Raw genomic sequence first — 22,258 nt, forward strand, 5'->3', positions numbered from 1 at the left:
AGCCTTTAATGTTGGCGAGAAGCGAAACGTTTTTCTGTAAATTGTGACAGGACGGTAAAAATCAATATTAAATCCCGCAATGGCGCGGTTTTGGCTGTTTTTATCACTGTTTTTGCCTTAGTGTCTGGTGTCAGTGAGTCGGGTGAGGATTAGTTTTTTTTGAGCGGTGCCCCGGCACGCTTGTCATATAATCCGCTCCGTTCAAGGAATCACTCCTGCCCGCCCGGGCGGGAACGAGCACAGAGCTTGTGGTCCGTAGTTCCCGACGAGCCGGGGCGGATTGCGAGTGTTGTCGCGAACGCTTAAGGAAACACAGCGATGATCCAGACTACTGTATTGCATCCGAAACACCTGGAAGCGGGTGCCAAGATGGTGGACTTCCACGGTTGGGAGATGCCCATCAACTACGGTTCCCAGTTGGAAGAGCACCATGTGGTGCGCACCGATGCAGGCATGTTCGATGTCTCCCACATGACCATCGTCGATTTGACCGGCGAGCGGGTCAAAGCCTTCCTGCAACACCTGCTGGCCAACGACGTGGCCAAACTTACCGTCCCCGGCAAGGCCCTCTACAGTGGCATGCTCAATCCGGAAGGCGGCGTCATCGATGACCTCATCACCTATTTCCTGACCGATACCTTCTACCGCCTGGTGGTGAACTCCGCCACCCGCGAGAAGGATCTGGCCTGGATCCGCCATCACGCCATCGACTTTGCCGTGAGCGTGACCGAGCGCCCCGAGCTTGCCATGATCGCGGTGCAGGGCCCCCACGCCAAGGCCAAGGCGGCCAAGGTGTTCACCCCCGAGCAGAATGGGGCGGTCGAAGGCATGAAGCCCTTCTTCGGTGTGCAGGCCGGGGATCTCTTCATCGCCACCACCGGCTACACCGGCGAAGATGGCTACGAGATCGTGGTCCCCCAAGAGAAGGCGTGCGATCTGTGGCAGGCCCTGCTGGACAACGGCGTGGCCCCTTGTGGCCTGGGAGCCCGTGATACCCTGCGCCTGGAAGCGGGCATGAACCTCTACGGTCAGGACATGGACGAGACAATCTCTCCGCTCGCCGCCAACATGGCCTGGACCCTGGCCTGGGAGCCTGCCTCCCGCCAATTCATCGGCCGCGCCGCCCTGGAAGCCCAGAAGGCCGCCGGCAACCAGCCCAAGCTGGTGGGTCTGGTGATGGAAGAAAAGGGCGTGCTGCGTGCCGGCATGCCGGTCACCTTCACCAGCGAGAGCGGCGAGACACGGGAAGGGGTGATCACCTCCGGCTCCTTCTCGCCCACCCTGGGTTACAGCATCGCCCTGGCGCGGGTGCCCCGTGATATCGGCGAACAGGCCCAGGTGGAGATCCGCAAGAAGCAGGTCACCGTGAAAGTCACCAAGCCGGCCTTCGTGCGCAACGGCCAGCCGTTGGTGTAATCATTGATGGCGGCGAGGGTTGACCTTCGCCGCCCCATTTTTGTTGAAGCGATCCAAGAGCATAAAGGAAGCACAAATGAGCCATATCCCGAGCGAACTGAAATATGCCACCTCCCACGAGTGGGTCCGTGTTGAAGCCAACGGCGAAGCCGTGGTCGGCATCACCGAGCACGCCCAGGATCTGCTGGGGGACATGGTGTTCGTCGATCTGCCGGAAGTGGGCAAGCAGGTGAGCGCCGGTGAAGATTGCGCCGTGGCGGAGTCCGTCAAGGCCGCCTCCGACATCTACAGCCCGGTGAGCGGCGAGATCCTGGCCGTCAACGAAGAGCTGGAAGGCAGCCCCGAGCTGGTCAACTCCGACCCCTACGGCGCCGGCTGGCTGTTCCGCATCAAGCTGGACGACGCGGGCGAGCTCGCCAACCTGCTGGATGCCGAAGGCTACCAGAACGTGGTGGACGAAGAGTAATGCCCCCGGGCCCTGCCAACACAGCAGGGCCCTCTTGTATGACTGCCATCCTGCGGCCATGGCGGTTGCAGGAAGGGCGCAGCCATTGCGCCTTCGGGATGCCCTTGCCGCATTCCCCGTCTGCCCGCGGCGGACACAGAACATGAGTGGAGCCGGTATCGACCGGCTACAGGAACATCAGGTCTTGGTTATCAGGATGTCATGCCAGGACCTATTACCAGGAAATAGGGAAATGACCCAGTCACTGTTTGAACTCGAGCAAAAAACCGATTTCATCCGCCGTCATATCGGCCCGGGTGAGGAAGAACTGCGGGCCCTGCTCGCCACCGTGGGGGCCGAGAGCCTGGACGATCTGATTGAGCAGACGGTCCCCGCCGCCATCCGTCGTCCGGGGCCGCTTGGTATCGGCGCCCCCATGACCGAAGTGGAGGCCCTGGCCAAGCTCAAGGGCTATGCGGCCAAGAACCAGATCGCCAAGAGCTACATCGGCATGGGCTACCATGACACCCACGTGCCCCACGTCATCCTGCGCAACGTGCTGGAAAACCCGGGCTGGTACACCGCCTACACCCCCTATCAGCCCGAGCTGGCCCAGGGCCGTCTCGAAGCCCTGCTCAACTTCCAGCAGCTCACCCTGGATCTCACCGGCATGGATCTGGCGAGCGCCTCCCTGCTCGATGAAGCCACCGCCGCCGCCGAAGCCATGGCGCTGGCCAAGCGCATGGCCAAATCCAAATCCAACCTCTTCTTCGTGGCCGACGACGTTCACCCCCAGGTGATCGACGTGGTCAAGGAGCGCGCGGTCCACTTCGGTTTCGATGTGGTGGTCGGCCCTGCGGGCGAGGCCGTGAGCGAAGAGGTATTCGGTGCCATGTTCCAGTACCCGGGCACCACCGGCAATGTGACCGATCTGCGTTCCCTCATTGCCGCCGTCCAGGCCCAGAAGGGGCTGGCCTGCGTCGGGACCGACATGCTCTCCCTGCTGCTGCTCAAATCCCCGGGTGAACTGGGTGCCGACGTGGTGTTCGGCAGTGCCCAGCGCTTCGGTGTGCCCATGGGTTACGGTGGCCCCCACGCCGCCTTCTTCGCCACCCGCGACGCCTACAAGCGCTCCATGCCGGGTCGCATCATCGGCGTCTCCAAGGATGCCCGTGGCAAGAGCGCCCTGCGCATGGCCATGCAGACCCGCGAGCAGCACATCCGCCGCGAGAAGGCCAACTCCAACATCTGTACCGCCCAGGTGCTGCTGGCCAACATGGCGAGCTTCTACGCCGTCTACCACGGCCCGGTGGGGCTCAAGACCATCGCCTCCCGCGTGCACCGTCTGACCACCATCCTGGCGCTCGGCCTCACCGCCAAGGGCGTGGCCCTCAAGCACGGAAGCTGGTTCGATACCCTCACAGTCCTGACGTCGGACAAGGCTGCACTCATTGCCAGGGCCGAAGGGCTCGGTATCAACCTGCGTGCGGATCTGGACGGTGCGGTCGGTGTGTCCCTCTCTGAAACCACCACCCGAGGCGATGTGGCCGAGCTGTTCGACTTGTTCCTTGGGGCGGGTCACGGCCTCGATGTGGAGGCCCTCGACCAGGCCGCCCAGACTCATCACGCCATTCCGCAAGACCTGCTGCGCACCGACGCCGTGCTGACCCACGAGGTATTCAACAAGTACCACTCCGAGACCGAGATGCTGCGCTACATCCACCGTCTCGAAGCGAAAGATCTGGCCCTGAACTACGCCATGATCTCCTTGGGCTCCTGCACCATGAAGCTCAACGCCACCGCCGAGATGATCCCGGTGACCTGGCCTGAATTCGGCAAGCTGCACCCCTTCGCGCCGCTCAAGCAGACCCAGGGTTACCAGCTGCTGCTGGCAGATCTGGAAGACTGGCTGGTGAAGGTGACCGGCTACGATGCGGTTTGCATGCAGCCCAACTCCGGCGCTCAGGGCGAATACGCGGGCCTCTTGGCCATCAAGAAGTACCACGAGTCTCGCGGCGAGGGGCATCGCGATGTCTGCCTCATCCCGGCCTCTGCCCACGGCACCAACCCGGCTTCCGCCCAGATGGCGGGCCTCAAGGTCATCGTCACCGCCTGTGACAAGGCAGGCAACGTGGATCTGGACGACCTGCGCGCCAAGGCCGCCGAGGTCGGAGACCAGCTCTCCTGCCTGATGGTGACCTACCCCTCCACCCACGGGGTGTACGAGGAGACCATCAAGGAGGTGTGCGACATCGTTCACCAGTATGGTGGTCAGGTGTACCTCGACGGCGCCAACATGAACGCGCAGGTCGGGCTGACGGCGCCAGGCTTTATCGGCGCGGACGTCTCTCACCTCAACCTGCACAAGACCTTCGCCATTCCTCATGGCGGTGGTGGTCCGGGCATGGGCCCCATCGGCGTGAAGAAACACCTGGCACCGTTTGTGGCCGGTCACGCCGTGGTCAAGACCGACAAGGAGAGCCGTGACAACGGCGCCGTGTCTGCCGCCCCGTTCGGCTCGGCCAGCATCCTGCCCATCAGCTGGATGTACATCGCCATGCTGGGTGACGAGGGGCTCAAGAAATCCACCCAGGTCGCCATCCTCAACGCCAACTACCTGGCCAAGAAGCTCGGCGAGTCCTTCCCCGTGCTCTATACAGGTCGCAACGGTCGGGTGGCCCACGAGTGCATCCTGGACATCCGCCCGCTCAAAGAAGCCAGTGGCATCAGCGAGATGGACGTGGCCAAGCGCCTGATGGACTACGGCTTCCACGCGCCGACCATGAGCTTTCCGGTAGCGGGTACCCTGATGGTCGAGCCGACCGAATCCGAATCCAAGCGCGAGCTGGATCGCTTCGTGGAAGCCATGACCGCCATCCGCGCCGAGATTGCCCGGGTGCAGGACGGTCACTGGAGCCTCGCCGACAACCCCCTGGTCCATGCGCCGCACACCCAGGACGACGTGATGGATGCAGAGTGGAACCGTGGCTACAGCCGCGCCGAGGCGGTCTTCCCGTCCGACGCCGTGCGCGCCAGCAAGCTGTGGCCGTCGGTCAACCGCATCGACGACGTCTATGGCGATCGCAACCTGTTCTGCTCCTGCGTGCCCACCGAGGATTACGTCGGGGAGTGATGTGCGGGCAGTGTAATTAACCGAAATGGACTTGGTTCATACCAGGTCCATTTTTTTATCGGGTGGATATGACAGGGGATAACCTCTTTTTAGCCTTCGTACTTATAAGGAACAGAGATGGAAATATCACGGAATGGCATCATCCTGAATGTCGAGCGTTATGAGGAGTGTGTCGCCTTCTACCGCGATCTGTTTGACTTACCGTTAATGTTTAGCAGGAACGAGGGAGAGTTTAGGCTGAGCTGTTTGGCGCTAGGTAGCAGTTACCTGATGATTGAAACCGGTGGAACGGCAATAGATGAAGGTAAATCAATTTTGGTTTGCCCAACGAAGATCAGATTCAATGTGCCGGATATGGCGGCTGCACTTTTGCGGGTACGTGAGTTCGGTCTAACAGCTGAGATTATTGAGAACGATTGGGGAGTGACCATCAATATTCATGATCCGGATGGTAACAGGGTAGGCATCCGGGATGAGGTTGGCTTTGTCCGTCAGTTATGTGGATCAGATGTCTAGTACTCAATGACCGCCTAATCAAGAGTCCGGATTTAGTGGACAACTACACTGACAGCCAATACGCACAAGGCCACCCCCAGGGGTGGCCTTGTTGTGTGTGGCGCCCGTGCGAACGGGCTACTCGCTCCGGCGCGCCGCCTCGATGGTGGCAATATCAATCTTGCCCATCTGCATCATGGCCTCGAAGGCGCGTTTGGCAGCCTCGGGGTCGGGATCGGTGATCGCCTCGGTGAGGGCGAGGGGGGTGATCTGCCAGGAGATGCCCCACTTGTCCTGACACCAGCCGCACTCGCTCGCCTGACCGCCATGGTCGATGATGGCGTGCCAGTAGCGATCCGTCTCGGCCTGGTCCTGGGTAGCCACCTGAAACGAGAAGGCCCAGTTGTGGCGGACCCCGGGCCCGCCGTTGAGGCCGAGGCAGGGGATCCCCATCACCCTGAACTCGACCGTCAGCACATCCCCTTCCTTGCCGGCGGGATAGTCGGCCGGGGCCCGGTGTACGGCACCGACGGCGGAGTCGGGGAAGAGGCTGGCGTAAAATCGTGCCGCCTCCTCGGCATCCCCGTCATACCAGAGGCAAATCCTGTTCTTGACTGGTCTCATTGTGTCGCAGCTCCATCCTGGTGATTGTCCTTCGACGCCCGTGAGCGGGCGCCCCGATGGGTATCCTGCAACCCGCAGCACCTGCTGTTTTGCTGGGTGGCAAGCCAGCCTGTACGCCGTTTGCCACCCGCTTGGGGCTTGCATGATGGGGTCAAGTATAGTGGCATGGGGATCCTGGTCACCAGGCCGGGAGCCGGCATGAAGGCCGCAGCAAGAGAGGAGTCTGCCATGGACAGTACCCAGCGATTCTCGACCCGGGTCGAGGCCTATGTGAAATATCGGCCCGGTTATCCCGCCGCCATGCTGGATTTTCTGGCAAGGGAGCTGGCCATGGGGCCAGAGGCCCAGGTGGCGGACATCGGCGCGGGCACCGGCATCCTGACCAGCCCTGCTGGCCCCCCGGGTCGCGCGGGTCTGGGCGGTGGAGCCCAATGACGATATGCGGGCTGCCGCCAAACGGCTGCTCGCCCAGGTGGGAAACATCGGCTGGCTGCACGGCAGTGCGGAAGCCACGGGCCTGCCCACGGGGGCGATGGATCTGGTGACGGTCGCCCAGGCGTTTCACTGGTTCGATCGCGCGGCTTTTCGGCAGGAGTGCCAGCGGCTGCTCAAGCCCGGTGGCCGGGTCGCCCTCATCTGGAATGACAGGCTGACGAATACCCCGTTTCTCAAGGCCTATGAAGAGGGGTTGCACGCCTACTCGGGGGATTACGAGGAGGTCAATCATCGCAACCTCGGCGAGGCGGATTTTCGCGCCTTCTTCACCGGGGAGTACCGGCTCGATCGCTTCGAGAACAGCCAGCTGTTCGATCTTGACGGGGTGCTTGGACGGCTCAACTCCTCCTCCTATGCGCCTGTGGCGGGCACGCCGGCCCACGATCAGATGACGGCGCTCGTTCGCCGCGAGTTTGCTCGCCATGCCGTTGACGGCAAGATAGCCTTCAACTATTGCACCCTGGTCTACAGTGGCCGGGTGTAGCCCCGTTCAGCGCTGACATCCGCAGTGAAAAGGCCCCCGCCAGTGATGGCGAGGGCCTTGTTTCATTTTGGCGGTCTGTATCCGGGCGATGCGAAAGAGACCGTCGCGCGGCGAAGGGGCGGTATCAGCCCTGATCGATGCCGAGAATGGCCATGGCCTTGGCCAGGGTATCGACCGATTCCTGATGCTTGCCCGCGTTGTGCAGGGTCTCTCCGTCCGCCCTCAACTGCTTCACCTCGGCCAGTTGCTCGGCACTGAGGGCGGGGCCTGCGGCCAGGGCGTCGTCTATCTTCTTCATGTCCATGGGGCAGTGGAAGGCGAGGGCGCTGCCGCAAAAGAGCAGGGCGGCCAACAACAGCATGAGTCTCATCTTTCGGATCTCCATGTGGGGTTCCCGTCAAGCATAGCCCGCAGGGGGAGGGCATTCGGGTTGAAGGGGGCGGGAGGCAGGGGCTACCATGACCCTTTTGTTGCGAGGAGGCTCCATGGCACTGACAAGGTTGCTGTCCCCCCTGACCAGTCTGGTGATCTTCATTCTGGGTCACGGTCTGTTCAATACCCTGCTGACGGTGCGTCTCTCCGCCGAGCAGGTGTCCGCCCAGGCCATCGGTCTGGTGTCGGCTGCCTATTTCGGCGGCCTGGTGCTGGGGACCTTCATCAATGCCCGCCTCATCATCCGGGTGGGTCATATCCGGGCCTATGCGGCTTACGCCTCCCTGCTCTGTTTTCTGTTTCTGCTGCACGGCATGGTGGTGGAGCCTGTCACCTGGGCGGCGCTGCGGCTGATCGGGGGGTTTGCCACCGGCGGCCTGTTCGTGGTGCTGGAGTCTTGGATGCTGGTCTCAAGCACCCCTGCGAACCGGGGGCGGTTGATGTCCCTCTACATGATCCTGCTGTACGGCTCACTCGCCCTGGGCCAGCTGCTGCTCAAGCAGGTGGACCCCATGGTGCTGACGCCGTTCGCCCTGTGCGCCATGGCGGCGACCCTCTCCGTGGTGCCTCTGGCTCTCTCCCGGGTGGCGACGCCGGCCATGGTGGCACCCCAGCCGGTGGGAGTGGTGGAGCTGGTGCGCCTCACTCCGGCGGGAATGGGTAGCAGCTTTACCTCGGGCCTCATCCTCGGGGCCATCTATGGGCTGTTGCCTCTCTATTTCACCGACAGCGGCGCCTCCCTCTCCCAGGTGGCGGACATGATGGCGCTGGTGATCCTGGGGGGGATGTGTCTGCAGTATCCCATCGGGCGTGCATCTGATCGCTACGACAGACGGTTGGTGATCCTGCTGCTCTGCACCCTGCTGACCCTGATCGCGTTGCTGATGGTGCTGCTGCCGGGGCCCTGGCGCGAGCCAGTCGAGGGGACTCTTGTCTTCCTGCTGGGGGGCATGGCGTTCTCCATCTATCCCTTGAGCCTCAGCCATGCCTGCGATGAACTGCGCCCGGATCAGGTGCTGGGGGCAAACCAGGGGCTGCTGCTTGCCTACAGCCTGGGGGCCATGATAGGGCCCCTGCTGGCCCCCTTCGTCATGGTGCAAGTTGGGCCAGAAGGCTTGTTCGTCTACTTTGCCCTGTGCGGTCTGCTGCTGTCGGCCTATCTCGGCTGGCGCAGGCGTAAGCGAGCCCCCATTCCGCTGACGGAGCACCAGGTCTTCATGCCGGTGCCCCCCAACACCCCCATGACGGCGGAGCTGGAGCCAAGAACGGATCTGGAAGGGGAGACAGTGCCGGCGAGCTATGCCGCGCCTGACGCAGAAGAGAGAGCGGTGAGTGAAGAGGGGCAGGAGAGGGACGCGCCGCAAGGGCGCTGAAGGCTGGCGACCCAACGACAGGGATAAAAAAACCGACTCCAGGGAGTCGGTTTTCTGTTGGGCGGCGGCTATCAGGCGGTCACGGCATCGGCCTGGGTAGCTTGTGCTTCCGGCGCCGGGTTGCGAATGAGGTAATCAAACGCACCCAGGGCGGCGGTGGCACCTGCCCCCATGGAGATGATGATCTGCTTGAACGGTACCGTGGTGGCATCCCCTGCAGCATAGACGCCGGGCAGGGAGGTGGCACCCTTGGTGTCGATCTCGATTTCGCCAAAGCGGGTCAGGGCAATCTCGCTTCCTTTGAGGAACTCGGTGTTCGGCACCAGGCCTATCTGGACGAAGATGCCGGCCACTGCCAGATGCTTGATCTCACCGGTAGTGCGATCTTCGTAATCCATGCCCACCACCTTGCTGCCATCGCCGATCACTTCGGTGGTGCGGGCGCTCATGATGATGTCAATGTTGCCCATGGAGCGGGCCTTCTTCTGCAGCACGTCGTCGGCACGCAGGGTATCGGCGAACTCCACCACGGTGACGTGCTCGACGATACCGGCCAGATCGATGGCCGCCTCGATGCCGGAGTTGCCGCCACCGATCACCGCCACGCGCTTGCCCTTGAAGAAGGGGCCATCACAGTGCGGGCAGTAGGCCACACCCTTGGTACGGTACTCGAGTTCACCCGGCACGTTCAGGTCGCGCCAGCGGGCACCGGTCGCCAGGATCACGGCGCGGCTCTTCAAGGTGGCGCCAGAGGCGAGATCCACGTTGACGTAACCATCCTTGCTGATGGCGGCGGCGCGCTGCTCGGTGATCACTTCCACGCCGTACTGCTTGACGTGCTGCTCCAGGCTGGCGGCCAGCTTGGGGCCCTCGGTGTAGGGCACGGAGATAAAGTTCTCGATGCCGACGGTGTCCATCACCTGGCCACCGAAACGTTCAGCGACAATGGCGGTGCGAATGCCTTTGCGGGCGGCATAGATGGCCGCGGCGGCACCGGCCGGGCCACCGCCCACCACCAGCACGTCATAAGGCGCTTTTTCGCTCAGCTCTTGCGCCTTGCGCTCGGCAGCGCCGGTGTCGAGTTTGGCAACGATCTCTTCCAGCGAGATGCGGCCCTGGCTGAACGGCTGACCGTTCAGGTAGACGTTCGGGACCGCCATGATTTGACGCTCGTTCACCTCATCCTGGAACAGGGCACCGTCGATCATGGTGTGGGTGATGCCGGGGTTCAGGGTGGACATCAGGTTCAGGGCCTGTACCACGTCCGGACAGTTGTGGCAGGAGAGGGAAATATAGGTCTCGAAGTGGAACTCGCCCTTGAGGTTCTTCACCTGCTCCAGCACGGCCGGATCGGCCTTGGAGGGGTGACCGCCGCTTTGCAGCAGGGCGAGCACCAGGGAGGTGAATTCATGACCCATGGGAATGCCGGCAAAGTGCACGCGCGGGGCCTGGCCCTGGGGCGCGATGCTCATGGAAGGCTTGCGGGCATTGGTGCCATCGGTCAGGGAAATTTTGGGGGACATCTCGGCGATCTCGCTGGCCAATGCCAGGAGTTCGGCGGATTTGCCGCTGTCATTGCCGGACACGCTGATCTCGATGGGATTGACGATGTACTGCAAGTAACCGTTGAGTTGTTGTTTGAGGTTGGTATCTAACATGGTCGAATTCCTTCTTGCTGAATGCGGGTCGGCACGATGACCGGATACAGAAAACAGAGGTCCACACAGCAGACCGGCGCATTTTCTGAGGGCCGTAAACAAGACCGGCCCTTGAACGGGCCGGTCTTCAGAGCGGGGAGGCTTAGATTTTGCCTACCAGATCCAGGGACGGGGCCAGGGTGGCGTCGCCTTCTTTCCACTTGGCCGGGCACACTTCACCCGGGTGGGAAGCAACGTACTGGGCAGCCTTGACCTTGCGCAGCAGTTCCAGTGCGTCACGGCCGATGCCGCCAGCGTTGATTTCAACGATCTGGATGAAGCCTTGCGGGTCGATGACGAAGGTACCACGGTCAGCCAGGCCAGCTTCTTCGATCATCACGCCGAAGTTGCGGGTGATGGTGCCGGTGGGGTCGCCGATCATCGGGTACTGGATCTTCTGGATGGTGTCAGAAGTGTCGTGCCAGGCCTTGTGGGTGAAGTGGGTGTCGGTGGAGACGGCGTAGATCTCGACGCCCAGCTTCTGGAATTCGGCGTAGTTGTCGGCCAGGTCGCCCAGCTCGGTCGGGCAGACGAAGGTGAAATCAGCCGGGTAGAAGAACACCACGGACCACTTGCCTTTCAGGTCAGCGTCAGACACCTGAACGAATTTGCCATTGTGGTAGGCGGTGGCGTTGAACGGCTTGATTTCAGTGTTGATGTAGGTAGACATGTATTTGCTCCTTGGTGATGTACATATGCCTGTCTGGTGTTGAAGAGTCGTGCCAGACGAGGCGCTTAACTTTCGATGGAGTCATCATAGTGACTTTTTCTAATCGGTCAAAGCCACAATTTTGAATCACATAAATCTATTTATTAGATAGACCATCACAACTGTACCTAACATGAATATCTCAGGCCTTCGGAGATAACTCATTGTCGAAGTTCAATTTCTGTCCTGCATGTCACATTTTCAAGGGCTGGGCCGGATTTGTTTTCATTGCGTGAGCAGAGAAGGGGGCAGACGAGGCGGCGCAGTAGAAAAAAGAGGGATAAAAAAATCCCGGCGCCGTCGCACAGACAGGGCCGGGTCATCAAACAAGGAATGGCGATAAATATGCTTTACAGCAAAGACTAACTACGGGGTGTGCAAACTTGCAGACATATGAAGAGAAGATGGCGGGTGCACAATCCTCATCTCCTCTTCGGCAACCATTGCATGGTCGGCATCATAGTGTGATGAATGTCACAACGCAAGTTTTGTGGTGTAATTTTACAGTCAAATTGAAAGTGTTTCACTAGAATAGCCGTTAAATTAGGCTTAAAACGCTTTTATTGTAATTTAATTACAGAATTTTAAGATCAAAAGTCGGTTGGGGGCTCCTGCTCCTCCATCAGCTCCAGCAGATTGATGGCCACGGCGATGAAGTCCGACTCGGTGACGATGCCAACCAGCTTGCGCCCCTTGAGTACCGGCAGACAGCCATATTTGTGGCGCTGCAGATACAGGGCCGCCTCCTTGATGCCGGCGTGGGGATCCACGCTCGCCACCTGACGAGTCATGATCTCGTCGAGCTGGACGCTGTCGGTGAACTCTGCCTCCCGCTCGGGGTTGATCAGCAGCAGCTTGGATTCACGGGTGGCCAGGATGTCCGAGAGGGTGACCAGACCGAGCAGATGCTGGTGTTCATCGACGATGGGAACGTGACGGATCCGCTCCTGCTGCATCAGCTCCATCGCCTGCTTGACGCTGTTTTCCGGACCCAGGGTAAAGGGGTGTTCAGTCATGATCTCGGAGAGGGTCATCATGGTGGGCCTCCTTGTGTGTCTGCTTCCACCCTAGCCCAGCTCCCGTCGCCAGAACATGATCGGGGTCAATACAAAACCTTAAAGGTTTTTTAACGGGCCCAGCCTCACAAAATGGCCCGCTATCCCTTGTCTTCCTTGGGTTTTTAGTCTTTTGGGTTGCCTTGGAAGAGGGGGATAACTAGACTAGCCGCCGATTCCCCCGAGGTGAAAGATGCAAGTATCCGATTTTCATTTTGATCTGCCAGACGAGCTGATTGCCCGCTACCCCATGGCGGAGCGTACCGCCAGCCGCCTGCTGCAGCTCGATGGTCAAACCGGCGCCCTGCGCCACGGTCATTTTGTCGATGTGCTTGACCAGCTCAACCCCGGCGATCTGCTGGTGTTCAACAATACCCGGGTCATTCCGGCCCGCATGTTTGGCCAGAAGGCCAGCGGCGGCAAGCTGGAGGTGCTGGTGGAGCGCATTCTGGACGAGCACAGCGTGCTGGCGCACGTCCGCTCGTCCAAGTCCCCCAAGCCAGGTACCCGCCTCCTTCTGGATGGCGGTGCCGACGGCGTGCCCGTCGAGGCCGAGATGCGTGCCCGCCACGACGCTCTGTTCGAGATCCACTTCCTGGACCCGCGCCCTGTACTGACCATTCTGGATGCCATCGGCCATATGCCGCTGCCCCCTTACATCGACCGTCCCGACGAGGATGCCGACAAGGAGCGCTACCAGACCGTCTACAACCAGAAGCCGGGTGCCGTGGCGGCGCCGACCGCCGGTCTGCACTTCGACGAGCCGCTGCTCGAGCAGATCCGTGCCAAGGGCGTGGAGATGGCCTTCGTGACCCTACACGTGGGGGCGGGCACCTTCCAGCCGGTGCGCGTCGACAAGATTGAAGATCACCACATGCACTCGGAATACGCCGAAGTGCCCCAAGAGGTGGTGGATGCCATCGCGGCGACCCGCGCCCGCGGCGGTCGTGTGGTTGCGGTGGGGACCACGTCGGTGCGATCCCTTGAGAGCGCGGCCAAGGCGACCCTGGCCCAGGGCATGCCGCTGGCGCCCTTCTTCAGTGACACCGACATCTTCATCTTCCCCGGTTACGAGTTCCAGGTGGTCGATGCCATGATCACCAACTTCCACCTGCCCGAATCCACCCTGATCATGCTGGTCAGCGCCTTTGCCGGCTATGACAACGTGATGGCCGCCTATCAGGCCGCCGTGGTGGGACAGTACCGTTTCTTCAGCTACGGGGACGCCATGTTCGTCACCCGTCGCCGGGTGCAGGGTTAAGCCTTGCCCTTCAGAAGTCGTTCAGGCTCTGCTTGTCAGTATGCCGGCCGGCTTCATATTACCGGGCCCCTCGGGCCCTTTGTTGTCAGACTGTTTCTCTGACTGAATAGAGGTAGCAATGAAATTTGAATTGAAAACCACCGATGGGCGTGCCCGTCGCGGTCAACTGGTGTTCGAGCGTGGCGTGGTCCAGACCCCGGCCTTCATGCCGGTCGGCACTTACGGCACCGTCAAGGGGATGACACCGGAAGAGGTACGTGAGACCGGTGCCCAGATCCTGCTTGGCAACACCTTCCACCTCTGGCTGCGCCCGGGTCAGGAAGTGATGCGCGCCCACGGCGATCTGCACGACTTCATGAACTGGCAGGGGCCGATCCTGACCGACTCCGGTGGTTTCCAGGTGTTCAGTCTGGGGCACATCCGCAAGATCACCGAGGAGGGGGTGCACTTCCGTCATCCCATCAACGGCGAGAAGATCTTCCTCGACCCCGAGAAGTCCATGGAGATCCAGTACGATCTGGGTTCCGACATCGTGATGATCTTCGACGAGTGCACCCCGTACCCGGCCACTTACGAGGAAGCGCGCAAGTCCATGGAGATGTCCCTGCGCTGGGCCAAGCGCTCCCGTGACAAGTTCGATGCGCTCGGCAACAAGAACGCCCTGTTCGGCATCATCCAGGGTTCTGTCTACGAACCGCTGCGGGATGTGTCGCTGGACGGTCTCCTTGAGATCGGCTTCGACGGTTACGCGGTCGGCGGTCTCGCCGTGGGTGAGCCCAAAGAGGACATGCATCGCATCCTTGACCATGTCTGCCCGAAAATTCCGGCCGACAAGCCGCGCTACCTGATGGGGGTGGGCAAGCCGGAGGATCTGGTGGAAGGGGTGCGCCGCGGTATCGACATGTTCGACTGCGTGATGCCGACCCGCAACGCCCGCAACGGTCATCTCTTTACCACCGATGGGGTGGTCAAGATCCGCAACGCCAAGTACCGGGAAGACACCAGCACCCTGGATGCGGACTGCGATTGCTACACCTGCAAGAACTACACCCGCAGCTATCTGTACCATCTGGACAAGTGCAACGAGATCCTCGGTGCCCGTCTGAATACCATCCACAACCTGCGTTATTACCAGCGCGTGATGCAGGGTTTGCGGGACGCGATCGAGCAGGGTAAATTAGACGACTTTGTAACTGAGTTTTACCGTCGGCAAGGGAAGCCTGTGCCTCCACTGGCTGAAAATGGCGTGAAATAACAACGACATATAAGTTAGTATTCAAATCTACATCAATAAGAGGTTGTTAAATGAGCATTATCTCCAAGGCGTATGCAGAAGGCGCGGCTCCGGCAGCACAGGGTGGTGGCATGGAAATGATCATCATGCTGGCCGTGTTCGGTCTCATCTTCTACTTCATGATCTACCGTCCCCAGGCCAAGCGTGCCAAGGAGCATCGCAATCTGATGAGCTCCCTCTCCAAGGGCGACGAAGTGCTCACTTCCGGTGGCCTGGTCGGCAAGATCGCCAAGGTTTCCGCCGACAGCGACTACATTGTGCTGGCCCTGAACGATCAGACCCAGGTCACCATCAAGCGTGACTTCGTCTCTGCCGTTCTGCCCAAGGGTTCTATCCAGTCCCTCTAATCTCCCGAGGAGCACAGCGTGTTAAATCGCTATCCGCTGTGGAAATACCTGATGGTGATCGTCGTGATCGCCATCGGTTTTCTATATGCAGCCCCCAATCTTTACGGCGAAGACCCGGCCTTGCAGGTCTCTGCCAGCCGTGGTGCCGAAGTCAAACTAGAAACCCTCGACCAGGTGAAGGAAACCCTCGACGAGGCGAAGATCCCGGTCAAGCATGCGGCGTTCGAGCACGGCTTCATCCTGATCCGTTTCAACAACACCGAAGACCAGCTCAAGGCGCGCGACATCGTGGCCAACAAGCTGGGCGACAATTTCATCACCGCCCTCAACCTGGCACCGTCGACCCCCGCCTGGCTTGAGGCCATCGGCGCGGCGCCCCTGAAGCTCGGTCTTGACCTGCGGGGCGGTGTGCACTTCCTGATGGAAGTGGACATGGCCGAAGCGCTGGCCAAGCAGCAGGAACAGATGGTGCAGGATTTCCGCGCCGAGCTGCGTACCCAGAAGATCCGCTACTCCGGTGTACGCCGGGTCGGGGATCAGGTGCAGGTGGTCTTCCGTGACGAGGCCGATCAGGCCAAGGCACTCTCCTTCCTGCGTCGCCAGAATGCGGATCTTGTCTTCACCACAGACCAGAAAGGGGATGACTTCATCCTGCTGGCCACTCTGAGCGAAGCCAAGATCAAAGAGGTGAAGAAGTATGCCCTCGAGCAGAACATCACCATCATCCGCAACCGGGTGAACGAACTGGGTGTGGCCGAGCCGCTGGTCCAGCAGCAGGGCGGTGAGCGTATCATCGTCGAGCTGCCGGGGATCCAGGACACCGCCCGTGCCAAGGAGATCCTGGGTGCCACCGCGACCCTGGAGTTCCACATGGTCGATGAGGCTGCCGATATCCAGGCCGCTGCCGCAGGCCGCGTGCCGCCGAGCTCCAAGGTCTACAACGATCGCAACGGTCGTCCCGTGGTACTGCAAAAGCGCGTGATCCTGACCGGTGACCACATCGTGGGTGCCCAGTCCGGTTTCGATGAATACAGCCGTCCCCAGGTCAACATCAAGCTCGATGGTCAGGGTGGCAACAAGATGGCCAACTTTACCAAGGACAACGTTGGCAAGGGGATGGCGACCGTCTTCATCGAGTACAAGCCGGTGGGTCAGCCTGGTCCGGACGGCAAGCGCAAGTTCCGCAAGCAGGAGGAGGTGATCAACGTCGCCACCATCCAGTCTCGCCTGGGTAGCCAGTTCCGCATAACCGGGATCGACAACGCCAACGAAGCCCACAACCTGGCGCTGCTGCTGCGTGCCGGTGCCCTGATTGCCCCCATCCAGATCGTCGAAGAGCGCACCATAGGCCCGAGCCTGGGTCAGCAGAATATCGACAGCGGGATGGAAGCCATCGGCTGGGCCATGCTGGTGATCGTGCTCTTCATGGGGATCTACTACCGTGCCTTCGGCTGGGTGGCCAATCTGGCGCTGACCATGAACCTGGTGCTCATCGTCGGTATCATGTCGATGATCCCGGGGGCCACCATGACCCTGCCGGGCATCGCCGGTATCGTGTTGACGCTGGGGATGGCGGTGGATGCGAACGTACTGATCTACGAGCGTATTCGTGAAGAGATCCGCAATGGTCGCGGGGTGCAGCAAGCCATTCACCTGGGCTTTGACCGCGCCTTCTCCACCATCGCCGACTCCAACGTCACCTCGCTCATCACCTGCGTGATCCTGTTCGGTATCGGTACCGGTGCCATCAAGGGCTTCGCCCTGACCCTCGGGATCGGCCTGACGGCGTCCATGTTCACTGCCATCACGGTATCCCGCGCCATCATCAACCTGGCCTGGGGTGGACGGCGCATCGACAAGCTGCCGATCTAAGGAAGAGACATGTTTCAAATTCTACATTTTGAAAAGCCCATCCCCTTCATGCGTTTCGCCAAGCTGGGTATGGTCCTCTCTGCTCTGGTAACGGTGCTCGCCCTCTACGTTCTGTACGATCGTGGCCTGAACTGGGGGCTGGACTTCACCGGCGGTACCACCATCGAGGTGGGGTTCCAGCAGTCGGTGAGCCTGGACAAGATGCACGAGGCGCTGGATCAGCAGAAGATTGACGGGGCGACCCTGCAGTTCTTCGGCTCCAGCCGTGATGTGCTGGTGCGCATGGCCCCGCAAGAGGGCGTCAAGGTCGAGCAGCAGGGCAACGAGGTCCTGGCGGCCGCCAAGCTGGTCGACGAGAGCGCCGTGCTCAAGCGTGTCGAGTTCGTCGGTCCCTCCGTGGGTGACGAGCTGGCCACCGACGGTGCCCTGGCCATGCTGGCCTCCATCCTCTGTATCCTGATCTACGTGGCGGTGCGCTTCGAGTGGCGTCTGGCCACGGGGGGCATCCTCTCCCTGGCTCACGACGTGATCATCACCCTCGGCATCTTCGCCTACTTCCAGTACGAGTTCGACCTGACCGTGCTGGCGGCGCTGATGACGCTGGTGGGGTACTCCCTGAACGACACCATCGTTGTGTTCGACCGGGTGCGGGAGAATTTCCGCAAGGTACGCCGTGGGGACACCGCGGAGATCATGGATCTCTCCATGACCGAGACCCTGAGCCGGACCATCATCACCTCGGGGTTGACCTTCGTGGTGGTGGTGGCGCTGCTGCTCAAAGGCGGGCCTCTGATCCACGGTTTCTCCATCGCCATGGTGATCGGGGTGGCTTTCGGGACCTACTCCTCCATCTATGTGGCGAGCGCCTCAGCCATGTTCCTCGGGATCAAGCGGGAGCACATGCTGCCGACCCAGGTGGAAAAAGAGGGCGCGGATCAGCAAGAGATCCTGCCGTAACAGACAAGGGCGCCGCAAGGCGCCCTTTCTCTTGTGGCCGGGGTGAGTCATGATGCTCCCCACAACCTAGCATCCATGACCCAAAGCAAGGAGCAAGCCCATGCAACACAATCCCCGTTTTCTGGCCCTGGTAGAGGCCATCCGCCCGCAGGTGCAGGAAACCGATGTGCATCAGATCAAGCGCTGGCAGGATGAGGGCCGAGCATTTCATCTGATCGACGTGCGCGAAGAGAGCGAGTGGGCCAGGGGCCATCTGCCGGGGGCCACCTATCTCGGGCGCGGGGTGATAGAGCGTGACATCGAGACCCGGTATCCGGATCCCGACACCGAACTCTACCTCTATTGTGGTGGGGGATTTCGCTCCATCCTGGTGGCGGATAACCTGCAGAAGATGGGTTATTCCCGGGTCGTCAGCGTCGATGGAGGCTTTCGCGGCTGGAGCGATGCCGGATACCCTGTCGAATCCTGATTTATTTGAGGGAGAGGGGCTGCGCCACATGACAAACGGCCCCGTGATCTTTACCATATGCGGGGTCAAGCGTAAGCGTCGGAGTGTTCATTGAACGTCAGGATAGGGATTGGATACCTCACGGGTATCCTGTTGTTGCTCCCCTTGTGGGGTTGCAGCAGTAGCAGTCAGGTAAAAGCGCCTCAAGTTCCCAAGCCGCAACCCGCTTCACTGGTATTGGCGACCCCCTTGCAGGTCTCCTACCAGAGCGAGTTGGCGTTGGCGCGACTCGGGCAGATGCTCAGTGAAATGGAATTGACGACCGAACAGCGGGCAGAACTCTTCTATGAGCGTGCCGTGGTGTTTGACCGGGTGGGCTTGCGTTCCCTGGCGCGACTCGACTTCAACCGCGCCCTGCGGGAGAAGCCGGATTTTGCCGAGGCCTACAACTTCATCGGTGTCTATCTGGTTCAACAGCAGAACTACGACGAGGCCTATGAGGCGTTCGACTCCGCCCTGGAGCTCGCCCCGGATTACGACTACGCCTATCTCAACCGGGGAATCGCGCTCTATTACGGCAATCGCCCCGAGCTTGCCGCGGCGGATATGAAGCGCTTCTACGAGGCGCAACCAGAAGACCCTTATCGGGTGATCTGGCTCTATCTGGCCGAGCAGAAGCTCAACGGACCGGCGGCCATGAGCCGGATGCGCGAGCGGCTCAACAAGTATGACGACGACGCCTGGAACTGGGATCTGGTGCGCCTCTATACGGGCGACATCAATGCCACCCAGTTGATGAGCAACGTGGTGAAAGGGGTCAAGGACAACAGGGAGCTCGCCGAGCGCCTGTGCGAGACCTACTTCTACCTCGGCAAGTTCGAGCTGGCCAAGGGTAACCGCAAGGAAGCCATCAGCTACTTCAAGCTGGCGCTGGCCAACAACGTCTATGACTTCATCGAGCATCGCTATGCCTTGCTGGAGCTGGAACTGATGGCGCGCAAGCCCCAGCCACCCGGAGCCCAGGGCAAGAGCGGCAAAGCGTGACTAAACGGGTTTGAACCCCATGAAAAAGGCCTCTTGACGAGGCCTTTTTGCTGTCTGGTGACACGGGGTGTGCCGCTACTCCACCAGGCTCATGCCGGGGATCTGGCGCCAGTAACCGTTGCAGTCCCGCTCCTGCTGCAGGGGCAGGGGGGCCATCCCCTGTTCGTTGGCCTTGAAGCGCTCCAGCATCGTCAGGGTCTCCATGCCTTCGGGCGAGAGGCGCACTACATCCACCAGGCCCTCCATCCCCTTGAGCTCGTTACCCAGGTTGTAGCAGTAACCGGACTGGGTCTGGATGCCGTTGAGGTTGAACACCTTCTGCCCCTCACGACTGCTGGCAAGTCGCCCGGTGGGGTAGTCGATGCAGGCCAGTTCGCAGTTGTCCTTGGGCCGGTCGAGGGAGCGGGCGGTGAAGCAGCGTGCCGAGTAGGCGAGCGGCAGATGACCATAGGCGAACACCTCCACCTCGAACTGCTGGCGCTCCCTGCCCAGATCCTGATTGAGCTGCATCAGCCAGTCGCGGGAGAGCTCCACCGGCATCACCCAGCGCTGCATCCCCTGTTTAAGCAGTATGCGCAGCACGTCGGCGTTGTAGGCGTTGATGGCGGGGCCGCAGACGAACGGCAGCCCGGCTTCACTGGCGAGCTGGACGGCCCCCAGATCGTTGGCCTCGATCATCAGCTCGCCGTTGTCGACCAGCCGCTTGACCTCCTTGAGCTCGGAGGGGGCTGAGATCAGCGCCAGCGTGGAGAGCACCGCCTGCCTGCCGGAGCCCGCCACCTGACGGGCGAGGGCAATCCAGTCATCTACTTTCAGTTCGCGCCGCTTGCTGCAGACGGTTTCCCCCAGATAGATGATGTCGGCCTGGCTGGCGGCGGCCGCCTGATAGAAGGCCTGGGTGTCGGCCTTGGGCCAGTAGAAGAGCAGGGGGCCGAGAGAGAATTTCATGAACAGGGCTCCTTATTGCCACTGGCGATGATAGGCACCGAGGGTGGTCTGGCTCCCCTCGGAGACGCGGGCGAGCTGGGCATCCCACTCAGCCTTGACTTGATAGGCCTCGGGGTTGGCCTGATAGGCGTCGATGGCGGCGCGCCAGACCCGGGTCACCTGCTCCACATAGGCGGGGCTGCGCTGGCGCCCCTCGATCTTGACCGACTGGATGCCGGTCTGGAACAGCTCGGGCAGGAGGCCGAGGGTGTTGAGGCTGGTGGGCTCCTCCAGCGCGTGATAGGTCTGGCCATCCACCTCGAAGCGCCCCTTGCACAGGGTCGGGTAGCCGGCGTTTTCCCCCGGGCCGTAACGATCGATCAGCACCTCGTTGAGGCGGGATTCGAGGCCGCTCGGGGTCTCTTCCCAGCGCACGAACTTGGCCGGTGAACAGGCACCGACGGTGTTGGGGCTCTCGCCGGTCATGTAGGAGGAGAGGTAGCAGCGCCCCTCCGCCATGATGCAGAGGCTGCCGAAGGCGAACACCTCGAGGCCGACGTCGGTCTCGCGGGCCAGCTGCCTGACCTGATGCATGGAGAGCACCCTCGGCAGCACCACCCGGCCGACGTTGAAGTGCTGCTGGTAGAAGCGGATGGCAGCGGCGTTGGTGGCGCTGGCCTGGACCGAGACATGCAGCTCCATGTCGGGATGGCGGCGGCTGGCATAATCGAGCACGGCGAGATCGGCGATGATCAGGGCATCGGCACCGAGCGCCACCCCTTTGTCCACGGCCTGCTTCCAACGGGCATCGGAGCCCGGGTGGGCAAAGGTATTGATGGCGATGTGCAGCTTGCGGCCATGCTGGTGGACATAGTCAACCGCTCTTTCCAGCTTGCTGTCGGTGAAGTTGAGCCCGGCGAAGTGGCGGGCATTGGTGTCATCCTTGAAGCCGATGTAGACCGCATCGGCCCCGTTATCCACGGCTGTCTTCAGTGCCGGCAGGCTGCCTGCCGGGCAGAGTAATTCCATCGGGTACGCTCCGAGAGGGCAAAAATGCAAAAGTGGCCCGATTGTATTCATGCTTGCCCTCCCGCTTTTTGACCTGAGGCAGCTTTAGGTGGCTTTACCCTTCTTGAGGTAAGTGGGCACAAGTTTGATTTTCAACAGGATCTTGCCGAAGGGGCTGTGCTTGAATGCGCAAAAAACTGGGAGTTTATCGTGTTTCAACATCTGCAACGTCGCCTGGTCGAACAGGCACCCCGTCTCTTGCGCCACCCCCTCAAGCTGGTGCCCTTCCCGCTGCAACAAAACCTGATGGAGGCCCTGCTGGGCAGGGTATTCCGGGAGGCCATCGAAGAGGGGGAATTTGCGTTTCTTGCGGGCAAGTGGCTGAAAGTGGAAGTCAGCGATCTGGGGCTATGCTGGTTTATCAGCGAGCAGGAGGGCAAATTGGTAGTGGCGAGGAAGTGTGAGCACGCCGATGTCTGTTTCAGCGGCAATAGCCAGGATCTTGTTCTGATCGCCGGGCGCCGTGAAGACCCGGATTCCCTCTTCTTCCAGCGCCGGCTGAAGATAGAGGGGGATACAGAGTTGGGCCTGGAGGTGAAAAATCTGATGGACAGCCTGGATCTGGACGGGCTGGGATTGATGAAATACCCCCTGATGGATCTGGCGACCTTTATCGAGCGTGCCCGCGAGACGCACGTGCCCACTGCCGCGACAATGAGCTGAGCCCGAGTGCTGCGAACAG

Annotated in this window: 20 protein-coding genes and 1 pseudogene; 14 read left to right on the forward strand and 7 right to left on the reverse strand. The window is 61.0% G+C overall.

Annotated elements, in window-relative coordinates; translation table 11 throughout:
- Nucleotides 1-318 precede the first annotated feature (318 nt).
- The 4 genes from gcvT to H7R73_RS09850 all read left to right on the forward strand — a co-directional run bounded on the left by gcvT (nt 319) and on the right by H7R73_RS09850 (nt 5,510).
- Entirely contained in the window at nt 319-1,416 is a 1,098-nt protein-coding gene (gcvT, locus tag H7R73_RS09835; RefSeq protein WP_042017028.1) for a glycine cleavage system aminomethyltransferase GcvT, read from the forward strand.
- Nucleotides 1,417-1,492: 76 nt separating this feature from the next.
- Entirely contained in the window at nt 1,493-1,882 is a 390-nt protein-coding gene (gcvH, locus tag H7R73_RS09840; protein ID WP_010675081.1) for a glycine cleavage system protein GcvH, read from the forward strand.
- A gap of 232 nt (nt 1,883-2,114) precedes the next feature.
- Nucleotides 2,115-4,994, forward strand: a complete 2,880-nt coding sequence (gcvP, locus tag H7R73_RS09845; RefSeq protein ID WP_103260291.1) for an aminomethyl-transferring glycine dehydrogenase — start codon at nt 2,115-2,117, stop codon at nt 4,992-4,994.
- Nucleotides 4,995-5,111: 117 nt separating this feature from the next.
- Nucleotides 5,112-5,510 carry a glyoxalase/bleomycin resistance/dioxygenase family protein gene (locus tag H7R73_RS09850; RefSeq protein WP_045524404.1) on the forward strand — a complete coding sequence of 133 codons (399 nt, stop codon included), beginning with the start codon at nt 5,112-5,114 and terminating at the stop codon, nt 5,508-5,510.
- A gap of 117 nt (nt 5,511-5,627) precedes the next feature.
- Here H7R73_RS09850 and H7R73_RS09855 read toward each other — a convergent pair whose 3' ends face one another.
- Nucleotides 5,628-6,113, reverse strand: coding sequence for a VOC family protein (locus H7R73_RS09855; protein WP_103260290.1), 486 nt, complete (start codon nt 6,111-6,113; stop codon nt 5,628-5,630).
- A 228-nt stretch (nt 6,114-6,341) separates the two neighbouring features.
- On the opposite strand from H7R73_RS09855, the pseudogene H7R73_RS09860 reads away from it, so the two are divergent.
- A pseudogene (locus H7R73_RS09860) lies at nt 6,342-7,092 on the forward strand (class I SAM-dependent methyltransferase).
- Between the two features lie 124 nt (nt 7,093-7,216).
- On the opposite strand, the gene H7R73_RS09865 reads toward H7R73_RS09860, so the two are convergent.
- Nucleotides 7,217-7,462: a hypothetical protein gene (locus tag H7R73_RS09865; protein WP_041215012.1), complete on the reverse strand. Its 246-nt coding sequence runs from the start codon at nt 7,460-7,462 to the stop codon at nt 7,217-7,219.
- A gap of 115 nt (nt 7,463-7,577) precedes the next feature.
- Here H7R73_RS09865 and H7R73_RS09870 point away from each other — a divergent pair, with 115 nt between their 5' ends.
- Nucleotides 7,578-8,897 carry an MFS transporter gene (locus H7R73_RS09870; protein ID WP_103260289.1) on the forward strand — a complete coding sequence of 440 codons (1,320 nt, stop codon included), beginning with the start codon at nt 7,578-7,580 and terminating at the stop codon, nt 8,895-8,897.
- 71 nt (nt 8,898-8,968) lie between these two features.
- Here the strand turns inward: H7R73_RS09870 and ahpF are convergent, their stop codons facing one another.
- The 3 genes from ahpF to H7R73_RS09885 form a co-directional block, all read right to left on the reverse strand.
- Nucleotides 8,969-10,555, reverse strand: coding sequence for an alkyl hydroperoxide reductase subunit F (gene ahpF / locus H7R73_RS09875; protein ID WP_103260288.1), 1,587 nt, complete (start codon nt 10,553-10,555; stop codon nt 8,969-8,971).
- A 142-nt stretch (nt 10,556-10,697) separates the two neighbouring features.
- Nucleotides 10,698-11,264: an alkyl hydroperoxide reductase subunit C gene (ahpC, locus tag H7R73_RS09880; protein ID WP_103260287.1), complete on the reverse strand. Its 567-nt coding sequence runs from the start codon at nt 11,262-11,264 to the stop codon at nt 10,698-10,700.
- 629 nt (nt 11,265-11,893) lie between these two features.
- Nucleotides 11,894-12,340 (reverse strand): CBS domain-containing protein, encoded by a 447-nt coding sequence (locus H7R73_RS09885; protein ID WP_010675073.1) that lies wholly within the window; start codon nt 12,338-12,340, stop codon nt 11,894-11,896.
- 211 nt (nt 12,341-12,551) lie between these two features.
- Between H7R73_RS09885 and queA the strand changes: the two genes are divergently transcribed.
- The 7 genes from queA to nlpI all read left to right on the forward strand — a co-directional run bounded on the left by queA (nt 12,552) and on the right by nlpI (nt 19,581).
- On the forward strand, nt 12,552-13,619 hold the full coding sequence (gene queA, locus H7R73_RS09890; RefSeq protein ID WP_103260286.1) for a tRNA preQ1(34) S-adenosylmethionine ribosyltransferase-isomerase QueA: 1,068 nt from the start codon (nt 12,552-12,554) through the stop codon (nt 13,617-13,619).
- Nucleotides 13,620-13,737: 118 nt separating this feature from the next.
- Entirely contained in the window at nt 13,738-14,874 is a 1,137-nt protein-coding gene (gene tgt / locus H7R73_RS09895; RefSeq protein WP_103260285.1) for a tRNA guanosine(34) transglycosylase Tgt, read from the forward strand.
- A gap of 50 nt (nt 14,875-14,924) precedes the next feature.
- Nucleotides 14,925-15,260 carry a preprotein translocase subunit YajC gene (gene yajC, locus H7R73_RS09900; protein WP_010675070.1) on the forward strand — a complete coding sequence of 112 codons (336 nt, stop codon included), beginning with the start codon at nt 14,925-14,927 and terminating at the stop codon, nt 15,258-15,260.
- Between the two features lie 18 nt (nt 15,261-15,278).
- The gene (gene secD / locus H7R73_RS09905) at nt 15,279-17,132 is read left to right on the forward strand and encodes a protein translocase subunit SecD (protein WP_103260284.1); all 1,854 of its coding nucleotides are present in this window, start codon (nt 15,279-15,281) and stop codon (nt 17,130-17,132) included.
- Between the two features lie 9 nt (nt 17,133-17,141).
- Nucleotides 17,142-18,089: a protein translocase subunit SecF gene (secF, locus tag H7R73_RS09910; protein ID WP_039038736.1), complete on the forward strand. Its 948-nt coding sequence runs from the start codon at nt 17,142-17,144 to the stop codon at nt 18,087-18,089.
- A gap of 100 nt (nt 18,090-18,189) precedes the next feature.
- Nucleotides 18,190-18,558 (forward strand): rhodanese-like domain-containing protein, encoded by a 369-nt coding sequence (locus H7R73_RS09915; RefSeq protein WP_039038735.1) that lies wholly within the window; start codon nt 18,190-18,192, stop codon nt 18,556-18,558.
- Between the two features lie 90 nt (nt 18,559-18,648).
- On the forward strand, nt 18,649-19,581 hold the full coding sequence (gene nlpI, locus H7R73_RS09920) for a lipoprotein NlpI (RefSeq protein WP_280520777.1): 933 nt from the start codon (nt 18,649-18,651) through the stop codon (nt 19,579-19,581).
- A gap of 75 nt (nt 19,582-19,656) precedes the next feature.
- On the opposite strand, the gene H7R73_RS09925 is transcribed toward nlpI, so the two are convergent.
- Both H7R73_RS09925 and ubiU read right to left on the reverse strand, forming a co-directional pair.
- Entirely contained in the window at nt 19,657-20,529 is an 873-nt protein-coding gene (locus H7R73_RS09925; RefSeq protein ID WP_103260283.1) for a U32 family peptidase, read from the reverse strand.
- A 12-nt stretch (nt 20,530-20,541) separates the two neighbouring features.
- Nucleotides 20,542-21,537 (reverse strand): ubiquinone anaerobic biosynthesis protein UbiU, encoded by a 996-nt coding sequence (gene ubiU, locus H7R73_RS09930; protein ID WP_010675064.1) that lies wholly within the window; start codon nt 21,535-21,537, stop codon nt 20,542-20,544.
- Nucleotides 21,538-21,726: 189 nt separating this feature from the next.
- Between ubiU and ubiT the strand changes: the two genes are divergently transcribed.
- Nucleotides 21,727-22,239 (forward strand): ubiquinone anaerobic biosynthesis accessory factor UbiT, encoded by a 513-nt coding sequence (ubiT, locus tag H7R73_RS09935; RefSeq protein WP_042016672.1) that lies wholly within the window; start codon nt 21,727-21,729, stop codon nt 22,237-22,239.
- Nucleotides 22,240-22,258: the final 19 nt, after the last annotated feature.

Origin of the sequence: Aeromonas sp. WP2-W18-CRE-05, assembly GCF_014168615.1 — a bacterium.
Lineage (GTDB): Bacteria > Pseudomonadota > Gammaproteobacteria > Enterobacterales > Aeromonadaceae > Aeromonas > Aeromonas caviae.

What these genes read in the sequence shown, in the direction of transcription:
- gcvT (WP_042017028.1), top strand. Translation starts at nt 319, where the DNA reads ATGATCCAGACTACTGTATTGCATCCGAAACACCTGGAAGCGGGTGCC.
- gcvH (WP_010675081.1), top strand. Translation starts at nt 1,493, where the DNA reads ATGAGCCATATCCCGAGCGAACTGAAATATGCCACCTCCCACGAGTGG.
- gcvP (WP_103260291.1), top strand. Translation starts at nt 2,115, where the DNA reads ATGACCCAGTCACTGTTTGAACTCGAGCAAAAAACCGATTTCATCCGC.
- H7R73_RS09850 (WP_045524404.1), top strand. Translation starts at nt 5,112, where the DNA reads ATGGAAATATCACGGAATGGCATCATCCTGAATGTCGAGCGTTATGAG.
- H7R73_RS09855 (WP_103260290.1), bottom strand. Translation starts at nt 6,113, where the DNA reads ATGAGACCAGTCAAGAACAGGATTTGCCTCTGGTATGACGGGGATGCC.
- H7R73_RS09865 (WP_041215012.1), bottom strand. Translation starts at nt 7,462, where the DNA reads ATGAGACTCATGCTGTTGTTGGCCGCCCTGCTCTTTTGCGGCAGCGCC.
- H7R73_RS09870 (WP_103260289.1), top strand. Translation starts at nt 7,578, where the DNA reads ATGGCACTGACAAGGTTGCTGTCCCCCCTGACCAGTCTGGTGATCTTC.
- ahpF (WP_103260288.1), bottom strand. Translation starts at nt 10,555, where the DNA reads ATGTTAGATACCAACCTCAAACAACAACTCAACGGTTACTTGCAGTAC.
- ahpC (WP_103260287.1), bottom strand. Translation starts at nt 11,264, where the DNA reads ATGTCTACCTACATCAACACTGAAATCAAGCCGTTCAACGCCACCGCC.
- H7R73_RS09885 (WP_010675073.1), bottom strand. Translation starts at nt 12,340, where the DNA reads ATGATGACCCTCTCCGAGATCATGACTGAACACCCCTTTACCCTGGGT.
- queA (WP_103260286.1), top strand. Translation starts at nt 12,552, where the DNA reads ATGCAAGTATCCGATTTTCATTTTGATCTGCCAGACGAGCTGATTGCC.
- tgt (WP_103260285.1), top strand. Translation starts at nt 13,738, where the DNA reads ATGAAATTTGAATTGAAAACCACCGATGGGCGTGCCCGTCGCGGTCAA.
- yajC (WP_010675070.1), top strand. Translation starts at nt 14,925, where the DNA reads ATGAGCATTATCTCCAAGGCGTATGCAGAAGGCGCGGCTCCGGCAGCA.
- secF (WP_039038736.1), top strand. Translation starts at nt 17,142, where the DNA reads ATGTTTCAAATTCTACATTTTGAAAAGCCCATCCCCTTCATGCGTTTC.
- H7R73_RS09915 (WP_039038735.1), top strand. Translation starts at nt 18,190, where the DNA reads ATGCAACACAATCCCCGTTTTCTGGCCCTGGTAGAGGCCATCCGCCCG.
- H7R73_RS09925 (WP_103260283.1), bottom strand. Translation starts at nt 20,529, where the DNA reads ATGAAATTCTCTCTCGGCCCCCTGCTCTTCTACTGGCCCAAGGCCGAC.
- ubiU (WP_010675064.1), bottom strand. Translation starts at nt 21,537, where the DNA reads ATGGAATTACTCTGCCCGGCAGGCAGCCTGCCGGCACTGAAGACAGCC.